The organism is Streptomyces sp. NPDC050546, from assembly GCF_044457425.1.
Lineage (GTDB): Bacteria > Actinomycetota > Actinomycetes > Streptomycetales > Streptomycetaceae > Streptomyces.
The window spans coordinates 336,980-354,559 of the sequence record NZ_JBITGX010000010.1 but is presented as its reverse complement, the minus strand read 5'-3'; the positions used below and the strand labels follow the sequence as shown (position 1 = coordinate 354,559).

The following is a 17,580-nucleotide window of genomic DNA, read 5'->3' as shown; positions in this document are numbered from 1 at the left end:
GACAAGGAAGGCGGCTCGATCCAGGTTAGAGCCGCCGAGAACACGCCCGTTGCCCTGCCGGCCGCCTCATGGATGCGATCCGTCGGCGGGAGCGGCACATTGATTCGCCTGGAGTACGTATGGAATACACACGACTTGGAAGCTCAGGACTCGTTGTCAGTCGGCTCGCGCTCGGCTGTATGACGTTCGGGGACACCGCGACCGGTTTCAGTAAATGGGCACTTGGTGAGGAGGAATCGGAGCCGCTGTTCCGGCAGGCCGTCGAACTGGGCATCACGTTCTGGGACACTGCCAACGCCTATAGCTTCGGCACGTCGGAGGAGTTCGTCGGGCGCGCGATCAAGAAGTACTCGCGCCGCGAGGACATCGTGCTGGCCACCAAGGTCTTCTACCCGATGCACGTCGGCCCGGGCGGCTCCGGTACCTCACGTAAGGCGATCATGGAGCAGATCGATGCATCGCTGACTCGGCTCGGCACCGACTACGTGGATCTCTACCAGATACACCGCCTCGACTACGAGACGCCCGCCGAGGAGACGATGGAGGCCCTCCACGACGTCGTGAAGGCGGGCAAGGTGCGCTACATCGGCGCCTCGTCGATGCTGGCGTGGGAGTTCGCCAAGCTGCAGTACACCGCCGACCTGAACGGATGGACACGGTTCGTGTCCATGCAGGACCAGTACAACCTCCTCATGCGTGAAGAGGAGCGGGAGATGTTCGGCCTGCTCACCGACCAGGGCGTCGGGAGCGTTCCCTGGAGCCCGCTGGCGCGCGGCCGGCTCACCCGGCCCTGGGGTGAGGAGACGACTCGATCCGGAACCGACCCCGCGTACGGGCGTCTGTTCACCGAGGAGGAGTCGAATCGGAAGATCGTCCGGGCGGTGCAGTCGGTGGCCCAGGCCCGCGGGGTGTCCATGGCCACGATTGCGCTCGCGTGGGTCCTGGCAAATCCGGTCGTCAGCGCTCCGATCGTCGGGGCTTCCAAACCCCGGCATCTGGCGGACGCCGCCGCGGCCCTCGACATCACCTTGACGGACGAAGAAATCTCCGCTCTCGAGGAGCACTACACGCCTCGGAACGCGACTGGCATGAGCGCCGCCGACCGGCCACCGGCCCGCTGACAGCTCTCAGGCGCGTAGCGAGTCGCTGCCGCCGTCGCTGGGGCGACGGTCGACCGGGCGGCTCGGGGACACACAACTCATGCCCTGGGTGTTTGGCACACGGGATCGCGGCAACGTGCGAAGCTGTGAATGTGCGCCATGAGCCGAGCCTGGAGGAACTGGGGGCATTCCTCAGGGCGCGCCGGGCCCAGCTGAGCCCCGGTACGGCCGGGTTGCCTCACAGCACTGCGCCCCGGCGGGTCCCTGGTCTGCGTCGTGAGGAAGTCGCCCGACTGGCGGCGATCAGCACCGACTACTACGCCCGGCTCGAGCAGGGCCGTGTCCAGGCGTCGGAGGCCGTCCTGGATGTGCTCGCGCAAGTGCTCCGTCTCGGTGGCGATCAGCGCGAGTACCTCCTGACCCTGGCGGGGAAGACCGCCCCGCCCACGGAAGGCCGGAGCACTCGCCAGGAAGTCCATCCGCAGATGCGGCGCCTGCTCGACGACCTCACCCTGACCGCGGGATTCGTCATCGGACACAACACGGATCTCCTGGCGTGGAACGCCATGGCCGCGGCGCTGGTGATGGATTTCGGACGTATCCCCGAGGAAGAGCGCAACTACGTGCGCATGGTGTTCACCGAGCCTGCCATCCGCGTGCTGTACCGGGACTGGGAGGCCATGGCCCGTCTGGCTGTGTCCCACCTGCGCATGGACAGCAGGCGCAATCCCCGCGACCCTCGGCTGACAGCCCTTGTCGAGGAGCTTTCCGCGGTGGATCCGCAGTTCCGGCTGTGGTGGACCTCGCATGACGTCGCCGCGCGGGCCGGCGGCACCAGGCTGCTTCGTCATCCTGTGGTCGGGGACCTGGCCCTGGAGCGCTCCACCTTCATGTGCGCCGAGGATCCCCGACAGCAACTCGTCGTGTGGACCGCCGAGCCCGGCACCCCGACCTCCGACGCCTTGCGTTACCTGGCGTCCACGATGGGGCCGGTGCCTGAAGCATCTCGCGGTGCTGGGTGACGCCGTGCGCCGGCGAAAGAGTTGCTGCGGAGGCGTCACGCGCGATGAGTGGCCTGTAAACGCGACCGGCCACGGGCCGGCGAGTCGAGTGCTGGATCGCGCTCAGTGGCAGGCACCGCGGTTCACCGCAGTGCCTGGGGCAACAGGCGCTTGGCGTTCGCTGTGGTGAGCGATCGCCACGTGGTGTCTTCCGCCGGTGGATCGGCCGCGTCGATCGCCGCGATGTGGGCGTCGGCCAGCGACGACGGTGTCCAGCAGTAGTCGCTGCCGAAGAGCAGGCGGTCAGTGCCGACCAGCTTCAGAAGTGCGGGAACCTGGCGAGGGAAGGCTGTACCCGCGATGTCGTAATACAGGGCGCGCAATTGCTGCACTGCATCGAGCGACGGTGCCTTCTGCCAAGGCACGAACAGTTCCATGAACTCGTTGATGCGGTCGGCCAGGACCGGGATCGCGCCACCGCAGTGCGGGACGATCACCCGTATGTCCGAGTGACGTGTCAGGACGCCCGCCAACAACATGTCAGTGACGGTGCGAGCCGTGTCGAAGATGTACTCGACCATCGGACGCGGCCTACCGAGAGCGGACCGCTCCCAGCACACAGGGGAGGTGGGGTGCAGGAAGACCACGGCCCTCCGGCGGTTCAGCTCCGCGAAGACCGGGTCGAGGCGCTCGTCTCCCAGGTACACCCCCTGCGTCTGAGTCAGCAATGCCACGCCGTCGGCGTCGAGTTCGTCGAAGGCGAAGGCGATCTCCTCCAATGAACCGTCCACGTCCGGCAGCGGAAGCGACACGAAGCTGCCGAAGCGGCCAGGGTGGTTGCGGGTCAGCTCGGCGGCGTACTCGTTGACACGGCGCGCGAGGAGCCGGGCCGCACTGTCGTCGCCGAAGTGCACGCCAGGAGACGACATGGACAGCATCGCGGTGCCGATACCGTTGCGATGCATCATCTCCAGGTGGGCGTCCACGGACCACGACGGCCAGTCGCCCATGCCGTCGGGGTGGGCGTGCCCTGCCGCGGTCGCCTGCTGGACGTAGAAGTCGGGAAGAAGATGGGCGTGGACGTCGATCAGGCCGGAGGACATGACATTGATCCCTTCTTGTGCCATAGCTGTCGAGGCTGGGCGCCGGACTTGGGTCACTCCACCTCCTCGCGTCCTGCCAGCCGCACCTCTTCGTAGTCCAGCGTCGCCTGGAGCCGACGCAGCACGGTGTCGTCGATCTGTCGTTCGTCGCGCAGGCGGACGACAGTCGCCCGTTTGTGGGCGATGAGGGCGAGGCGGAGGTCGGTGTAGTGGCGGTTGTGGAGCAGGGCGGGATCGTCGTCGGAGCCCGCGCCCCTGGCCCGTACAGTCGCCAGGTGGGCCTCGTATTCCTGGCGCAGCCATTCCGTGACCTTCGGGTCGGTGTCCAGTCCGGCGGCGAGTCGCGGCAGCGCCTCGACGGCCTCCTTGGTTGCCGTGGTCTCGGCGAGGACATGCTCCTCGTCCACAGAGGTGTCGCGTGGCATCCGAGCCCAGCGCACCACGCGCGGCAGCAGCAACCCTTGCCCCACGAGGGTCACGACGATGACGCCGGATGTGACGAAGACGATGAAGGCACGGTCGGGGAAGGGGGCGCCGGAGTCGAGGGTCTCCGGTACGGAGAGCGCCACGGCGAGCGACACCGCACCCCTGAACCCGGCGAACCCGCTTACGACACGGGCCCGGTGACTGATTCTGCGCAGCCGTTGCTCGGGACGCCGGTCGATCGCGCGGATCAGATAGGCGGAGGAGAACAGGAAGGCGAAGCGGACCACGACCAGCACCACGCTGACCAGTCCGATCGCGATCAGAGCGTCCTGGAGGTCGGATCGGTTCAAGTGGCGCAACGCGTACTGGAGTTCCACTCCGACCAGGACGAACAACGCGCTGTTGATGATGAACGTGGCCAGCGGCCAGAAGGCCAACGCCTGCCGACGATGCTCGGCACGGATGAGACTGGGCGCCACCTGGGCCATGATCAGCCCGCTCACGACGACCGCGAGGACACCCGAGGCATGGATCAGCTCGGCGAGCAGATACGCCGTGAACGGCGCCAGAATCATGACGAGATTGCCCAGCAGTGGATCGGCCAGGCGGCGCCTCAGGCTCATGTTGACCCAGGCGACCGCCACACCGACCGCTGCACCGCCGCCGTAGGCCAGCAGGAACAGCGCGCCGACGTGCAAAAGGGTGAGGTGCTCCTCGCCCACGGTGAGACCGACCGCCAGGCCGAAGATGACCAGCGCGGTGCCGTCGTTGACGAGGCTCTCGGCCCGCAGCACGGTGACCTGGCGGCGTGGCAGCGCGCGGGCCAGGACGCCGACCGCTGTCGCGTCGGTGGGAGCCACAGCCGCACCCAGCGCCCAGGCCGGTCCCCACGGCAGCCCAAGCGCGTGCCCGGCGACCGCCACGGCCCCTGCGGTGAGGATCACCAGGACTGTGCTGAGCAGGACGATGCCGCGCAAGTTGCTGAGGATCTCGCGCGTGGAGGTGGTGAGGCTTTCCCAGTACAGCAACACCGGGAGGAAAAGCAACAGCACGACTTCCGGCGGAAGCTGGGTCTGGCCCACGGCTGGTACCAGCCCGACAAGAGCTCCCACGACAAGCAGCACGACAGGCGGCGCGACGCCGAGGCGCTGCGCAACGGCCTGGCCGGCCAGTACAGCCATGCCCAGGAGCACGACGAGTTCGAGTCCGATCACGACTCTTGCTCCTGTCCTGAGCGTACTGCCGGGGGCAACCCAGCCGTCTCGACCGGGAATCTCCTGCTCATCTCGGCACCAGCTTCAGCGTCGTCGGGCGGGCCGCCAGCATGGGGTTGACGTACGCGCCGCCGAAGCGGCCGTACTTGGTGCGGTACGCGGTGTCGATGCGGTCGTTGACCTCGGAGTCCTTGACTTCGACGAGGGTGACGTTCTTGTCTACGCCGCCGGAGCGGATGTGGCCCGCGTGGCTCGCGCGGGCCGTGCGCCACCAAGCGCCGTCCATACCCCGGAAGGAACGGACGAACAGGTCGTCACCGTCGCGGACGACCCAGATCGGCACCGGCCCCCGAAGGGTGCCGTCATGGCGGAGCGGCGCCATATCCAACTCGTCGGACATGGCGATACGGTCGAGTTCGTCGCTGGTCCATGTCGTCATCGGTGTTCTCCGATCTCCTTGTTCCGTTGAGGGGCGAGCGGATGCGTTCGTCACAGCCGTCGGGTGGCCAGGTTCGCGGGCGGGCCGTGCAGGATGCCGTTCTGACCCGCGAGCAGAGCTCCCAACGCCGCCTCGGCCCGGGCTCCGCCCACTTGGCGAAGGGGGTGGGGACGGGCACCGCGGCGTTGGAGGGCGTCGGGCAACCGGTGGTCAGGCGGAAGAGGCGGGGAGGGGCCTACCAACGTGGCTGCGCGTGATCCCGAGCGAGTCCTCGAAGACGCGGTAGTCGGTGATCAAACCGTCGGCGACGGTGAAACGAAGGATCATCTCGCTTTCGAGCACCTGCCCCGAGGGATGGAACCTGGAGGCGTACCGGCCCGGCACCAGTACCTGCCCGTCGGCCTCGACCATGCTCTGCAACTCGAATGCGAGCGGCTCGACGGCAGCGAAGAACGCGGTGAGTGACCTACGGATCTGCTCCGGTCCGGTGCGGCGCCCGGCCCAGGGCGTCAGTGCCGGATCGCCCGGGATCGTCCAGCTCGCATCGGGGGCGAAGTGGGAGAGGATCCGCTCCATGTCGCGTGAGCCGAGGGCTTCGAGGTACGCCTCGACGGTGAGGATCGCCTTGTTGGGCATGGCGGTCGGTCCGTTCTGCTGTGGCTCCTGTGAGCGGGCATGGCTGCCGCCCTTGTGACGGTGGTGGTGGGCGCGGCTGGCCCGCACCACCACCGGGCCGCAGGTCAGGGACGCAGCAGTGCCTTGATGGCGCGGCGCTCGTCCATGGCCTTGTAACCTTCGGCGACTTCGTCCAGGGGAAGGGTGAGGTCGAAGACCTTGCCCGGGTTGATACGGCCGCCGAGGACGTGGTCGATCAGGTCGGGGAGGTAGGCGCGCACGGGGGCGGGGCCACCACGCAGACCGACGTGGGAGAAGAAGAGCTCCTGGCCGTCGATCAGCACGTCGTGTGGCATGCCGACGAAGCCGACGTTGCCGCCGGGCCGGGTGGACTGCACGGCCTGGTGCATGGACTGCTGGGTGCCGACACACTCGAGGACGGAGTCGGCGCCGATGCCGTTCGTGAGGTCCTTGACGCGGGCGACGCCTTCCTCGTCGCGCTCGGCGACGATGTCGGTGGCGCCGAACTCCAGGGCCAGTTTCTGCCGGGATTCGTGCCGGCTCATGGCGATGATGCGTTCGGCGCCCAGTTCCTTCGCGGCGATGACGCCGCACAGGCCCACCGCGCCGTCACCGACGACCACGGCCGTCGAACCGGGCTTGACCTCGGCTGCCTTGGCGGCGTACCAGCCGGTGCCCATCACGTCGGACAGCGTCAGCAGACTTGGGATCAGGTCCTGGGCCGGCTGCTCCGGGGTGGCGACGAGGGTGCCGTCGGCCAGGGGGACGCGGACGTACTCGGCCTGGCAGCCGTTGGGGAAGTCCCGGTGCAGGCAGGAGGTGTGGTAGCCGGCCCGGCAGATCGGACAGGTGTTGTCGGAGGCGATGAAGGAGCCGATGACGAACTGGCCGGGTTTGACGGTCGACACGTCGCTGCCGACCTTCTCGACGATGCCGACGTACTCGTGGCCGATGGGCTGAGGCCCGGTGACCGGGTTGATGCCTCGGTAGCTCCATAGGTCGGAGCCGCACACGCAGGTGGCGACGGTACGTATGACTGCGTCCGTGGGTGCCGTGATCGTCGGCTCGGGGGTGTGCTCCACCCGGATATCACCGGGCCCGTGAATGACGGTTGCTCTCATGATGTGCCCGAAGTCCTGTCAGGTCTGTTGTGTCGCCGTGGTCAGGGGTAGGTACGGGTGCTGACGCGCGGACCGTTGTACTCGTCGTCGGGGACGTGCTCGAGCCACGTGGCGTCGTCCGTCTCCCACAGGGCGAGGTGGGTCATGAACTGGTCGGGCGCGGCGCCGTGCCAGTGCTCCTCGCCCGGGGGTGTGTGGATAACGTCGCCGGGGTGGGCCTCGACGATGTCGCAGCCACGGGACTGCACCAGGGCGATGCCTTCGACGATGTAGAGGGTCTGGCCCAAGGCATGGGAGTGCCAGGCGGTGCGGGCGCCAGGAGTGAACCGAACCATGTTCGCCCGCATCCGGGAGGGTTCCTCGCCCCGGTAGATCACGTCGGCGTAGGCGCTGCCGGTGAACCACTCGGCCGGAAGCTTCATGGTCGGGGGCTGCTTCAGCAGTTCCATGGTGTGTCGTTCCCTCGATGGGGGCGTGCGGTCGGTGAGGTTCAGCCAGCCTGGTCGGTGCTCTCCACGACCGTCTTTAGCTGGTTCATCGCCGTCATGGCGTTGGGCCATCCGGCGTAGAAGGCCAGGTGGGTGATGGCCTCGACCAGCTCGTCCTTGGTCACGCCGTTCTCCAGCGCCTTGCCGAGATGGAAGCCGAGCTGGTCCGTGCGGTACAGGGCGACGAGAGCGGTGACCGTGACCAGGCTACGGTCGCGCGGGGACAGCCCCGGACGCTCCCAGATGTCGCCGAACAGGACGGTGTCGGTCACTTCCGCGAGCTTGGGGGCGAGTTCCTGGATCGCCGGCGGCGCGAACTTCTTCCGTTCGGTCATGGGGTGGTGCTCCTAGCGTATGTTCAGGGAACCGGGGTGACCGGTCTTCGGCTGGGTCCCGGGTTCAGATGCAGCGGCTCACCGGAAGCAGAGGTGAGCTGTCGGCATCGCCTTTCGGGGCGGCGCGTGTTCTCCGCGGCACATCGGGCCTTGTTGCCGGCCACGTCAGCGACCCTGTCACCTTCTTGTGAGCCCGCAAAGGGGAGAATTCCATCCTGGGAAAGGCTTATCCAGGGAAAAATCCTTACCCCCCTTGCGGGGGCGGACCGGTGCGAGACTGGCCATCATGACCAGCGACGCTCCTCCGAACAAGCTGGGAGACTTCCTCAAGGCGCGCAGGGCCGAGCTGAGCCCGCGCACCGTCGGCCTGCCCGACTCCGTTGGCCCCCGGCGGGTGATCGGCCTACGCCGAGAGGAGGTCGCCCTGCTCGCCGACATCAGCACGGACTACTACACGAGACTGGAGCAGGGCCGCATTCAGCCGTCCGGGCAGGTGCTGGCTGCTCTCGCCCAGGCCTTGCATCTGGACGACTGCCGGCGCGACCTCCTGTTCGAGCTGGCCGGTCGGCAGGTGGCACGACCGCGCCGCCAGGCCGCACAGAAGGTGCGGCCGACGTTGCGTTGCCTACTCGACGACCTCACCGCGGCTCCCGGCGTGGTGCTCGGCCGCCGTATGGACATCCTGGCGTGGAATCCGCTCGCCGCCGCCTTGCTCACCGATTTTGCCAAGGTGCCGGAGAAGAAGCGGAACTACGTCCGTCTTCTCTTCACCGACCCGTCCATGAGGAAGCGGTACGCGGACTGGCGGACCGTCGCCCGTGACTGTGTGTCCCATCTGCGCATGCGGGCCGCCAAGTACCCGGACGACCCGCGGCTGACCGGTCTGGTCGGCGAACTCTCTGTGAAGGACATAGACTTCGGGTTGTGGTGGGGAGGCCACCACACGGCGTCGCGCAGCACGAGCACGAAGAGGTTCCTGCACCCCGTCGCCGGCGAACTCGTCCTTGACTGGGACGCCCTTACCTGTGGCACGGATCCCGATCAGGAACTCGTGGTCTGGACGGCGCAGCCCGGCACTCCGTCGTACGACGGCCTGCGCGTTCTCGCATCGTGGGCCGCCAGTCACGTGGGTGGGCCCGCGCCCGGTCGGGTCGGGTGATCCGACCGGGCGAAAACTGAGAATGGCGATCGCCCGGACCCTGGGAGAAAACCCTCCCCCTCACTTCAGGGCTGAGGGCTGCAACACTAGCTGCCATGTACAGCGAAGCATATTCGTCGGAAATGGCTGAATTCCTCAAGCAACGTCGCGCACAACTCAGCCCGCGTACCGTGGGCCTGCCCGATTCCGGGAAAGGACGGCGAGTGGCGGGACTGCGCCGCGAGGAAGTGGCTCAGCTCGCAGGGATCAGCACCGACTGCTACACGAGGTTGGAACAGGGGCGCGTTCCCATGCCCGCATCGGTGCTCGCCACACTCGTCCGTGTCCTGCATCTCGACGATGACCAGCGAGACCACCTGTTGGAGCTGGCCGCGAAAGACGAGCGCTCGCCGCGCCACAGACCGGCGCAGAAGGTCCAGCCCCAACTCAGACGTCTCCTGGACGAGCTGCCGGCGACTCCCTCGCTCGTCCTGGGGCGTCGAATGGACATCCTGGCCTGGAACGCTCTGGCGGCCGCTCTGTTCACCGACTTCGGCCAGGTACCGGAGAAGAAGCGCAACTACGCCCGGTTGCTCTTCACCGACCCCTGCTTCCGGGAGCTCTACCTCGACTGGGAAACGATCGCCCGCAGCTTCGTAGCCCAACTGCGGTTGGAAGCTGCCAGGTACCCAGGCGACCCCGAGTTGATTGCGCTCATCGGCGAGTTGTCGGTGGCGGACGCCGACTTCCGGAAGTGGTGGGCCGGCCGCCCGATCGCCGGCCTGAGTGTGGGCACGAATAGGCTGCGGCACCCGGTTGCCGGCGACCTCACTCTCGACTGGGACAGCCTGACCTGCACAGCCGATCCCGTACAACGACTGGTGCTGTGGACCGCCGAGCCAGGGACCCCGTCCCACGACGGACTGGCCTTCCTGGCGTCGTGGACCGCCGACCCGTACTGGCGGACACGGGATGCGACAACCTGACGGAAGCGATGTTCGCTGACTGCGCCTTCGTCGACCGCCCGCTCAGCCTCGCAAGAGCAGTCATCCCGTCCCCGACGGTGCACCTGCGGCTGCTGGAGTGCTCCGAGCAGGTGAACCGCACGGGGCGTCAGTGATGCGCCCTCTCTCCTCGCGCCGGTGGCCGAGGGGGGGAGCCCGCAGTCGTCCGTCTGCCTCCCGGCCGGCGTAGGCCGGACCGGCACCGCCTTGGCGGGATGCACGGTGGCACCGCCTTCGACGTACCCGCGCCACTGGAGCGGAGCGCACCCCGGTCTTCGTCCGTGAAGGCGCCGCGGTCGCGGACGCGTTCACCGAGATCGCCGCCTGGTCGCGGCAGTCACCCACCCGCCCGCGCTGCGGCCGGGTCAGAACCTCAGGACCAGTCGGCCCCGGGCGCCGCCCGCGGCGAGGAGGCGGTGCGCTTCGGCGGCCTGCTCGGCCGGGAACGTCTTCGCGACCCGGAGGGTGACGAGGCCCTCCTCTACCTGCTGCCGGAGCCGGTCGAGCTTGGCCCGCTCCCGGGCGTACCGGTACACGACGATGGGTTCGAAGACGATGTCCCGCTCGCCGGGGCCGTCGAAGCCACGCAGCGTCACCACCCGGCCGCCGTCACGGACCGCGCGAGCGGTGAGGCCGGCGAGAGACGCACCGTCGATGACTCCGTCGACGCCCTCAGGAATCTCCGCGCGTACCCGGTTCGGGTACTCGGCACCGCGACGGAGTACGACATCGGCACCGAGTTCCTCGACCAGTGCTTCGTCCTGCTCGGAGGCGTCGGCCACAACTCGCAGCCCGTCCGCCTTGGCCAGCTGGACCGCGTAGCCGCCGACCGCACCGGCGGCTCCGGTGATCGCGACGGTCTGCCCGGGCTTCAGACCGAGCGTGTCCAGCGCCAGGCGTGCGGTCAGGCCGTTCATCGGCAGGGACGCGGCCTGCGCGTCGGTGGCGCCCCGAGGCGCGCGCACGACCGACTCCGCCGGCACTACGACCTGCTCGGCGTAGGCACCGTGCGTGCCGCTGGGCACCACGATCGCCGTCACGTGGTCGCCGACCGTCAGATCGACGTCCGTACCCGGGCCGATCTGGTCCACGATTCCTGCGGCCTCCATCCCGGGAACGAACGGCGGCCGGGTGTCCGGCGGCCCCGAGGGCCCGCCGCGCTGCAAAGCGTCGACAGTGTTGACCGTCGCGGCGTGCACCTGGATCCGCACCTCGCCCGGACCGGCCTCGGGTGCGGGCAGCTCCAGGATCCGCAGCACCTCAGGCCCGCCGAATTCCGTGAAACCTACAGCCTTCATTCGAATACCTCATTGCTCGGCATGGGCTCGTTGAGGTGTCCGACCTTCCCGCCCCGTGTGCGGCGGGAAAAGGGGAGAGTTCTTGACTGGGATGCGTTCGTAGGAGGGAGGAATCTTTCCCCCTGTGCGGGCCTGGCCGGCCGAGGCATGGTCATCCAGAGTTCGGAACGACGAGTGGGCCCCGGCGTCCGAGCGCCCACAGGACGAGGGCGAATCCGCTGAGGGCTATGCCCGCGATGGTCACGGCCGGCCAGCCTCCGGCCGTCCACAGCACCGAGGCAATGGCCGCGCCGGCCGCGCCGCCGAGGAAGTTGCTGGTGACGAAGGCGGTGTTGAGCCTGCTTCGCGCTTCGCGCGACACGGCGAACATCCGCGACTGGTTGAGCAGGTTGATGCCTTGGACCGCCACGTCGAGTACGACGATGACGACCAGGACGAGAGCCACGGAGTGCCCGGCGAACGCCGCCAGGACGAACGCGGCCAGGGCCAGGGTCCACGCGATTCCGGTCGCGGGCAGCGACAGTCCGCGGTCGTGCAGGCGGCCGGCCTGTTGGGCGGCGAGGGCGCCCGACACCCCGGCGAGCCCGAAGAACCCGATCTCGGTCACGGAGTAGCTGAAGGGCGGAGCGCTCAGCAGGAACGTCAGCGATGTCCAGAACATGGTGAACGATGCGAACGCCGTGGCTCCCAGGGCCAGCGTCCACCGCACGGTGCGCTCGCGTCGCACGACCCCGCCGACGGAGGCGATGAGCGCCGGGTAGGGCATGCGGGCCTGCGGCGGAAGCGACGGGATGGCCCGGTGGAGCAGCGCCGCGAACAGTACGGCCGCGGCCGCCGCCACGACGTAGATGGTGCGCCAGCCGGCAGGTCCGGCGATCAGCCCGCTGATCGTCCGGGACACCAGGATGCCGGTGAGGATGCCGGAGGCCACGGTCCCGACCACAGCACCCCGGTTGTCGTTGTCGGCCAGGTCACCGGCCAGCGGAGCGAGGAGCTGCCCGGAAACCGTCGTGAAGCCCAGCAGGGTGATAGTGAGCAGCAAACCTGAGGAACAGGTCAACCGACAGGGTCGGACGCCGTTAGGTTCTGGTCCGTCGCCCAGGAGGCCAGGAGGCGCAGTCCGTCGTAGGTAGGGGAACCGGGTGCGGCGGTCCACACGATGATGTGCTGCTCTGGGTCCGTGGCACACGTGAGGGTGTCCCAGTCGAGCGTCAGCTCGCCCACCACCTGGTGGCGAAGCTTCTTGGTGCCTTTGCCCCGTGCCGCGACGTCGTGTTCGGTCCACCACTGCCGGAACTGGGCGTCGCGGTCGGAGAGCTCGTCGACCAGGGCGGTGAGTGCCCGGTCGCCGGGGTAGCGCGCGCTCTCCATGCGCAGCTGAGCGATGGCCAGCCGAGTGACCTCTTCCCAGTCCGCGTAGAGCTCCCGCATCCATGGTTCGGTGAACAGCAGCCGGACGAACACTCGCTCCCGCACCGGGTAACGCGCGAAGTCGGTCCACAACGCCGCGGCGAGCTGGTTCCAGCCCAGGATGTCGGTCCGCCGGCCGATGACGAAGGCCGGAGTGGCGGTGAGATCGTCCAGCATGCGCTGCAGCTGGGTGTCCACCTGTTGACGATCACGTGACGTGGAGAGGCGTACCGTGTCCTTCGCCGCGAGTTCGAACAGGTAGGTTCGCTGGTCCTCGTTCAGGCGGAGCACCTGGGCGAGCTCGTTCAGCAGGGGAGCCGACGCCTGGAGACGGCCCTGTTCGATCCGGGCGTAGTACTCGGTGCTGATCGCGGCGAGGAGAGCCACCTCCTCGCGGCGCAGACCGCGCACACGCCGCCGTTGCCCGCCGCGGAGGCCTACCTCGGAGGGAGTGAGCTCGGCCCGGCGGGCCTTGAGGAACTCACCCAGCTCGTTCAGGTGCGGGTTGCGGTTCATGACCTCCAGCCTGGCACAAACGCCCCATCTTGTGAGGGGGAAAGATCTTTCCCTGCCTGTTCAGCCAGCAGGGGAGATGTCCCCGGGGCTGTGGCCGGTCCTGGGAGCGGGCCGGCGGCTCGGGGCACAGCACGCACCGAGCCACCGGCCGAGCGCACCGCCGGGTCGTCAGCTCAGCGCCTTGACCAGCTCCTGGGCCAGGGGAACCGCCGAGACCGGGTTCTGGCCGGTATACAGGGTGCGGTCCACCTCGACGTGCGGGGTGAAGGGGGCGGCCTCGCGGTAGTCCGCTCCCAGTTCGTCGACCAGACGGTCCTGCAGCAGCCACTTCGCGCGGTCCGCGAGACCGTTCTGCTTCTCCTCCGCGTTGGAGAGGCCGGTCAGGCGGTAGCCGGCGAAGGGGGACGTCCCGTCGGCACCTATGGTGGCCAGCAGAGCCGCGGGGCCGTGGCAGACCAGGGACACCGGCTTGCCCGAGGCGAGCCACTCGGTGAGCAGCCTGCCGGACTCGACGTCGTCGGGCAGGTCCTCCATCGGCCCCCAGCCGCCAGGGTAGAAAACGGCCACGTAATCGTCGATGTTCACGTCCTCGATGCGCTGCGGCTGCGCCAGCTCGGTCGCCTCCCGCAGCGCGGTGCGCGTGCGCTGCGCGCCTTCCTCGCCGCCGTTGAACTCGGGGCTGAGGCTGAGCGCGTCGGCCGTGGGCGGCACGCCGCCGGGTGTCGCCGCCGCGATCTCGTACCCGGCCTCCTTGAACACCTGGTACGGGCCGAGGGCTTCCTCGGCCCAGAATCCGGCCGGCTGCCGGGTTCCGTCCGCCAGCGTCCAGTGGTCGGACGCAGTGATCACGAAGAGGATCTTCGCCATGATTGTTGATCTCCCGGTGAGGGTTTCAGCCCTTGAGGGCTTCTTGGAGGATGTGGCTGTCGGCGGCCTGCCGCATACTCACGGCCTTCCCGTCGCGGATCGTCCACAGGTGGATGAACCGGACGTCGACCGCGTTCCCGGTCGTCGTCTCGGCGTGGTAGTGCCCGTAGACGAAGACGTGGCCGTCGTCGTCGGCGTGGAACTCCTCGGGCACCGCGCCGAAGGACGCGATGTTCGGCATCGGCGTTCCGAAGAAGTTCTTCGCCACGTCGTCCCAGCCGTGGTAAACGCCACTCCTCGGGAAGCCGGGAGTGATATCCCAGATGAGGTCCGGGGCCATTACCTCGCTGGTGACTTCCGGGGCCATTCGGGATTCGTACACTCGCCGGATGAGGGCGAGATTGGGAGATTTGGGCACGAGTAACTCCTTCGGGGGGGATCAGTTCAACGGGAAATGTGCTGCGATCTCCTGAAGGGCGGCGAGGAATTCCGCCATCCTGACTCTCTCCTGGTCTATGTGCCTAGGAACGCCGTACACGGCGATGTGAGCCACCCTTTCGACGGCGAACAGTTCTTTCGGTCCTCGGTAAAGTTCACCTGGCTGGTCGCTGAAGATCTTGGTGTCCGACCATTTCCAGCGTCCTGATCTACTCGGCCACCGGGGACGGGCGCTCCAGAAGACCCTTGGAAGCTTCGCTCATGGGGCTGAACTGACGGTGGCCACCGAGAGTCCGCAGCGTGGGCCGGGCTGCTCGCGGACGCCGATGGTCTGTCCCTTCACTCCGTCAGCGGGGTGAATACCGACGAGGGGGCCGGATGCTTCTTGTCTTCTTTGAAGTCGTTCGGCAAGTGAAGACGCCCCACAATTTCTGCTTCCCTGTTCCAGAACGAAACACTCTCGACCATGGCGCCTGCCCCTTTGTCGTCCTCGCTCCGCCAACGGGCGGTCGGTCCTGACGCCATGATTCGCCGAAGTCGAGATGATGTCCACTGGCGATGGGGGGAAGAAACTTTCCCCTGGTTGCGCATTTCCAGGTAGGCGAATTTCCGCCTCACCCCTCGGGTGCGTTCCACAGCTCCCGGAGTTCAGTCCAGTGCGGTGCCGGGCCCGCCAGGGTGCTGGACCGGTCGGCACCCGGGGAGCGCAACCCCGCGAGGACCATGTCGAGATACCGCAGGTGAAACACGGCCGCACGCTCACCAGCGCAGGGGAGCCGCGCGGAGAGGTGTTCCAGCAGTATCGGAATGTCGGCGGAGGTGAAGTCGGCGCGCAACACTCCTGCTCGGTGCGCGCCGCCCACCAGATCGTCCAGGGCAGCCCGCAGCCGGTCGGCGGCGTCCATGGATTCGTCGGTGGCCGGCAGCCGGCCACCGACCACAGGGAGAAGTGGGCCTCCCGGACCCTGGGCCGACAGCGCGTCCCTCAGGAAGCGGGCGAAGGCCGACCAGGGGTCGGGCTCCTCGGCGAGTGCCGTGCGTGCCTGGGCGACGAGTTGTGGCCTGTGCACCGGCGCTGTCGGCAATGGCGCCGCACGCCCGCGCCGGCTCATCCCGCCGTCCCCGGGGTGACCTGCAGCTTGGCGTCGATGTCCTGGATGCCCTCGGCCTCTCGCGCCAGACGAGCGAACACCTCATCCATCCCTCGCACCGGCCGCTCCCCTTCGCGCAACGCAGGCGCGGTGGTCAGCAGCGACCGCAGCTGACGGTCGGCGACCGGGGCCAGATGCCGCTCGCGGGTCGTCTCAAGGAACGCATGACCCAACAGGTCCTGCACCATCCGCCACGGATCCCCGTACAGCAGCCGGTAGTCCCGCCGCTCCTCCGGGCTCAGACCGAAGCGCCGGTCCATCAAGTGGTGCAGGATCATCAGCATGTAGAGGGCGAAGCTGTGCCGGCAGGAATGCGGCGTCGTGTACGGCGCCCGGCTGCGATGCGGGTCCAGCCGACGCTCCGGTACCGGCCGCCCTGCAGTCGCAGTGACGGCACCTCGTACGTCAACAACGAGGCGCCCTCCAGCCGCCGCATCCCCGACGAGGTCAGCAACTGTACGAAGGCCACGTTGCGGTCCTCCAGGCGGCCCACCCAGCCCGGCGAGGGAAGACCATCAGTGCCGTAACCGCGCAGCCCGATGCCAACCCAGAGCCGGAACGTCCGAGGTGTCAGCCAGTGGACATTGCTGCCCCGGGCGTCCTTCCCTTTCCCGTCCGGCATCTCGACGATCTGTCCATGCCGACCCACCACGCAAACGTGAACTGCCCAGTCCCGTCCCCGGCGAGGCCCGGGTCCGGGTATACGCCCTGGGCGTTCACCCGGGCGAGACCAAGAAGCGGCGCGTCAGGGCTACACCCTGCGTGCCGCTGCCGTCCCCGCCGTGACCAGTTAATTGACTGCAAAAATCGGCTATTGACCGGTCAATTGGGTAGGGCTACATTTCTGGCCATGGCAGTCCCGGCGTACCTGCGGATCCGCAACGAGTACGAGCAGCAGATCCGCTCTGGCGCACTTCCTCCCGGCAGCCGACTTCCCACGGAGGCCGAGCTCCAGGAGCTGTACTCGATCGGTCGCGCGACCGCGCAGCGAGTGCTGAGTGAGCTGGCGCAGGCCGGGCTGGTGGAGCGCCACCGGCGACGGGGCACCTTCGTCACCGAGGGGGCTCGGCAGGAGAACCTGCTGCGTTTCGTCAACACGTCCCTGTCGGGGCCGAAGATTCTCGGGCGGCATGCGGTGGAGTCTGCGACGGTGGTCCAGGCCCGCGATGCCGGTCTGGAGATGCCGGGTGTGGCCGACGGCACGCCCGTACATCAATTGCGACGGCTGAAGTTCGACGTCGACGACAACGTGATCGCCGTCGAGCTCTCCGTCATCCCGTTCTCATTGGCACCGCGACTGCAAGAGGAGGATCTCGGCCACCTGACGGTGCACGACTACTTCGCCCGCATGGGCATCCCCGCGGCCAAATCCCGCATCTACATCGATCCCATCGCGCTCGACGCCGCAACCGCGGCACAGTTGCGCGTACGCGAGGGCCAGGCAGTGATCCGGCTGCGCCGGCTGACCTGGCTGACCGACGGAAAACTCGCCGAAGCGAGGTGGGACATCACCCGCCCCGACCTCGTCGAGTTCTTTCTCGAACAGACTATTGAGCCCGCACCGGGCTCCTAGTCCCCTGAAGTCCGCCGGTTGATCCGACCGGTGCCCGCTCAGCGAGGCTACGCAGCACACCGTCTGCCGGGGTCTCGTCGAGCCGTTCACCCAACGCGCGGCTTTGTCCGCATGCGGCCATGGCCTTCCCGTACAGGACGGGCCCACGATCGAGATCGTGAAGCGCCACTTCGGTCGGCGCTTCTCCGAAGCAAGCCTCCACAGTGTGCCCGCCGGGCATAGCTGCGCCCGGCCCCCTTGGCGCCCAGTCGCGTCCACATTCCCCTGACGCGGTTTCACACGGCAGATCTCCGCCCCCGTCGCTCAGACGATTCGTCGTCCG

General features: G+C 68.0%; 19 protein-coding genes. 5 read left to right on the top strand and 14 right to left on the bottom strand.

Annotated features, from left to right (window positions below; translation table 11 throughout):
• Positions 1–119: 119 nt before the first annotated feature.
• Both ACIBK5_RS26130 and ACIBK5_RS26125 read left to right on the top strand, forming a co-directional pair.
• Complete coding sequence (locus ACIBK5_RS26130) at positions 120–1,121, top strand: aldo/keto reductase (RefSeq protein ID WP_399023073.1); 1,002 nt, start codon at positions 120–122, stop codon at positions 1,119–1,121.
• Positions 1,122–1,252: 131 nt separating this feature from the next.
• Positions 1,253–2,122 carry a helix-turn-helix transcriptional regulator gene (locus ACIBK5_RS26125; protein WP_399023000.1) on the top strand — a complete coding sequence of 290 codons (870 nt, stop codon included), beginning with the start codon at positions 1,253–1,255 and terminating at the stop codon, positions 2,120–2,122.
• Positions 2,123–2,244: 122 nt separating this feature from the next.
• On the opposite strand, the gene ACIBK5_RS26120 is transcribed toward ACIBK5_RS26125, so the two are convergent.
• The 7 genes from ACIBK5_RS26120 to ACIBK5_RS26090 all read right to left on the bottom strand — a co-directional run bounded on the left by ACIBK5_RS26120 (position 2,245) and on the right by ACIBK5_RS26090 (position 7,863).
• Positions 2,245–3,204, bottom strand: coding sequence for an amidohydrolase family protein (locus ACIBK5_RS26120; RefSeq protein ID WP_399022998.1), 960 nt, complete (start codon positions 3,202–3,204; stop codon positions 2,245–2,247).
• Between the two features lie 53 nt (positions 3,205–3,257).
• Positions 3,258–4,844, bottom strand: coding sequence for a Na+/H+ antiporter (locus ACIBK5_RS26115; RefSeq protein WP_399022996.1), 1,587 nt, complete (start codon positions 4,842–4,844; stop codon positions 3,258–3,260).
• Positions 4,845–4,911: 67 nt separating this feature from the next.
• The gene (locus ACIBK5_RS26110) at positions 4,912–5,283 is read right to left on the bottom strand and encodes a DUF2255 family protein (protein WP_399022994.1); all 372 of its coding nucleotides are present in this window, start codon (positions 5,281–5,283) and stop codon (positions 4,912–4,914) included.
• A gap of 210 nt (positions 5,284–5,493) precedes the next feature.
• A complete protein-coding gene (locus ACIBK5_RS26105; RefSeq protein WP_399022992.1) occupies positions 5,494–5,919 on the bottom strand; it encodes a nuclear transport factor 2 family protein in 426 nt (141 codons plus the stop codon).
• A gap of 104 nt (positions 5,920–6,023) precedes the next feature.
• A complete protein-coding gene (locus tag ACIBK5_RS26100) occupies positions 6,024–7,040 on the bottom strand; it encodes a zinc-dependent alcohol dehydrogenase family protein (RefSeq protein ID WP_399022990.1) in 1,017 nt (338 codons plus the stop codon).
• 41 nt (positions 7,041–7,081) lie between these two features.
• Positions 7,082–7,489, bottom strand: a complete 408-nt coding sequence (locus ACIBK5_RS26095) for a cupin domain-containing protein (RefSeq protein WP_399022988.1) — start codon at positions 7,487–7,489, stop codon at positions 7,082–7,084.
• A gap of 41 nt (positions 7,490–7,530) precedes the next feature.
• Positions 7,531–7,863: a carboxymuconolactone decarboxylase family protein gene (locus ACIBK5_RS26090; protein ID WP_399022986.1), complete on the bottom strand. Its 333-nt coding sequence runs from the start codon at positions 7,861–7,863 to the stop codon at positions 7,531–7,533.
• 286 nt (positions 7,864–8,149) lie between these two features.
• Here ACIBK5_RS26090 and ACIBK5_RS26085 point away from each other — a divergent pair, with 286 nt between their 5' ends.
• Both ACIBK5_RS26085 and ACIBK5_RS26080 read left to right on the top strand, forming a co-directional pair.
• Entirely contained in the window at positions 8,150–9,022 is an 873-nt protein-coding gene (locus tag ACIBK5_RS26085; protein WP_399022985.1) for a helix-turn-helix domain-containing protein, read from the top strand.
• Positions 9,023–9,117: 95 nt separating this feature from the next.
• Complete coding sequence (locus tag ACIBK5_RS26080; protein ID WP_399022983.1) at positions 9,118–9,987, top strand: helix-turn-helix transcriptional regulator; 870 nt, start codon at positions 9,118–9,120, stop codon at positions 9,985–9,987.
• Positions 9,988–10,370: 383 nt separating this feature from the next.
• Here the strand turns inward: ACIBK5_RS26080 and ACIBK5_RS26075 are convergent, their stop codons facing one another.
• The 7 genes from ACIBK5_RS26075 to ACIBK5_RS26045 all read right to left on the bottom strand — a co-directional run bounded on the left by ACIBK5_RS26075 (position 10,371) and on the right by ACIBK5_RS26045 (position 15,969).
• Positions 10,371–11,303, bottom strand: a complete 933-nt coding sequence (locus ACIBK5_RS26075; RefSeq protein ID WP_399022980.1) for an NADP-dependent oxidoreductase — start codon at positions 11,301–11,303, stop codon at positions 10,371–10,373.
• 151 nt (positions 11,304–11,454) lie between these two features.
• Positions 11,455–12,345 carry an MFS transporter gene (locus ACIBK5_RS26070; RefSeq protein ID WP_399022978.1) on the bottom strand — a complete coding sequence of 297 codons (891 nt, stop codon included), beginning with the start codon at positions 12,343–12,345 and terminating at the stop codon, positions 11,455–11,457.
• Between the two features lie 14 nt (positions 12,346–12,359).
• Entirely contained in the window at positions 12,360–13,229 is an 870-nt protein-coding gene (locus ACIBK5_RS26065) for a helix-turn-helix domain-containing protein (protein ID WP_399022976.1), read from the bottom strand.
• Between the two features lie 168 nt (positions 13,230–13,397).
• Entirely contained in the window at positions 13,398–14,096 is a 699-nt protein-coding gene (locus ACIBK5_RS26060) for a type 1 glutamine amidotransferase domain-containing protein (protein ID WP_399022974.1), read from the bottom strand.
• Positions 14,097–14,121: 25 nt separating this feature from the next.
• Positions 14,122–14,514 (bottom strand): nuclear transport factor 2 family protein, encoded by a 393-nt coding sequence (locus ACIBK5_RS26055; RefSeq protein WP_399022973.1) that lies wholly within the window; start codon positions 14,512–14,514, stop codon positions 14,122–14,124.
• A 634-nt stretch (positions 14,515–15,148) separates the two neighbouring features.
• The gene (locus ACIBK5_RS26050) at positions 15,149–15,604 is read right to left on the bottom strand and encodes a hypothetical protein (protein WP_399022971.1); all 456 of its coding nucleotides are present in this window, start codon (positions 15,602–15,604) and stop codon (positions 15,149–15,151) included.
• A 38-nt stretch (positions 15,605–15,642) separates the two neighbouring features.
• Entirely contained in the window at positions 15,643–15,969 is a 327-nt protein-coding gene (locus tag ACIBK5_RS26045) for a hypothetical protein (protein WP_399022969.1), read from the bottom strand.
• A gap of 566 nt (positions 15,970–16,535) precedes the next feature.
• Here ACIBK5_RS26045 and ACIBK5_RS26040 point away from each other — a divergent pair.
• On the top strand, positions 16,536–17,258 hold the full coding sequence (locus ACIBK5_RS26040) for a GntR family transcriptional regulator (RefSeq protein WP_399022967.1): 723 nt from the start codon (positions 16,536–16,538) through the stop codon (positions 17,256–17,258).
• Positions 17,259–17,580: the final 322 nt, after the last annotated feature.

Excerpts from the sequence above, each read along its gene's own strand:
- ACIBK5_RS26130 (WP_399023073.1), top strand. The coding sequence starts at position 120 with ATGGAATACACACGACTTGGAAGCTCAGGACTCGTTGTCAGTCGGCTC.
- ACIBK5_RS26120 (WP_399022998.1), bottom strand. The coding sequence starts at position 3,204 with ATGTCCTCCGGCCTGATCGACGTCCACGCCCATCTTCTTCCCGACTTC.
- ACIBK5_RS26110 (WP_399022994.1), bottom strand. The coding sequence starts at position 5,283 with ATGACGACATGGACCAGCGACGAACTCGACCGTATCGCCATGTCCGAC.
- ACIBK5_RS26105 (WP_399022992.1), bottom strand. The coding sequence starts at position 5,919 with ATGCCCAACAAGGCGATCCTCACCGTCGAGGCGTACCTCGAAGCCCTC.
- ACIBK5_RS26100 (WP_399022990.1), bottom strand. The coding sequence starts at position 7,040 with ATGAGAGCAACCGTCATTCACGGGCCCGGTGATATCCGGGTGGAGCAC.
- ACIBK5_RS26095 (WP_399022988.1), bottom strand. The coding sequence starts at position 7,489 with ATGGAACTGCTGAAGCAGCCCCCGACCATGAAGCTTCCGGCCGAGTGG.
- ACIBK5_RS26090 (WP_399022986.1), bottom strand. The coding sequence starts at position 7,863 with ATGACCGAACGGAAGAAGTTCGCGCCGCCGGCGATCCAGGAACTCGCC.
- ACIBK5_RS26085 (WP_399022985.1), top strand. The coding sequence starts at position 8,150 with ATGACCAGCGACGCTCCTCCGAACAAGCTGGGAGACTTCCTCAAGGCG.
- ACIBK5_RS26080 (WP_399022983.1), top strand. The coding sequence starts at position 9,118 with ATGTACAGCGAAGCATATTCGTCGGAAATGGCTGAATTCCTCAAGCAA.
- ACIBK5_RS26075 (WP_399022980.1), bottom strand. The coding sequence starts at position 11,303 with ATGAAGGCTGTAGGTTTCACGGAATTCGGCGGGCCTGAGGTGCTGCGG.
- ACIBK5_RS26065 (WP_399022976.1), bottom strand. The coding sequence starts at position 13,229 with ATGAACCGCAACCCGCACCTGAACGAGCTGGGTGAGTTCCTCAAGGCC.
- ACIBK5_RS26060 (WP_399022974.1), bottom strand. The coding sequence starts at position 14,096 with ATGGCGAAGATCCTCTTCGTGATCACTGCGTCCGACCACTGGACGCTG.
- ACIBK5_RS26045 (WP_399022969.1), bottom strand. The coding sequence starts at position 15,969 with ATGCTGATGATCCTGCACCACTTGATGGACCGGCGCTTCGGTCTGAGC.
- ACIBK5_RS26040 (WP_399022967.1), top strand. The coding sequence starts at position 16,536 with ATGGCAGTCCCGGCGTACCTGCGGATCCGCAACGAGTACGAGCAGCAG.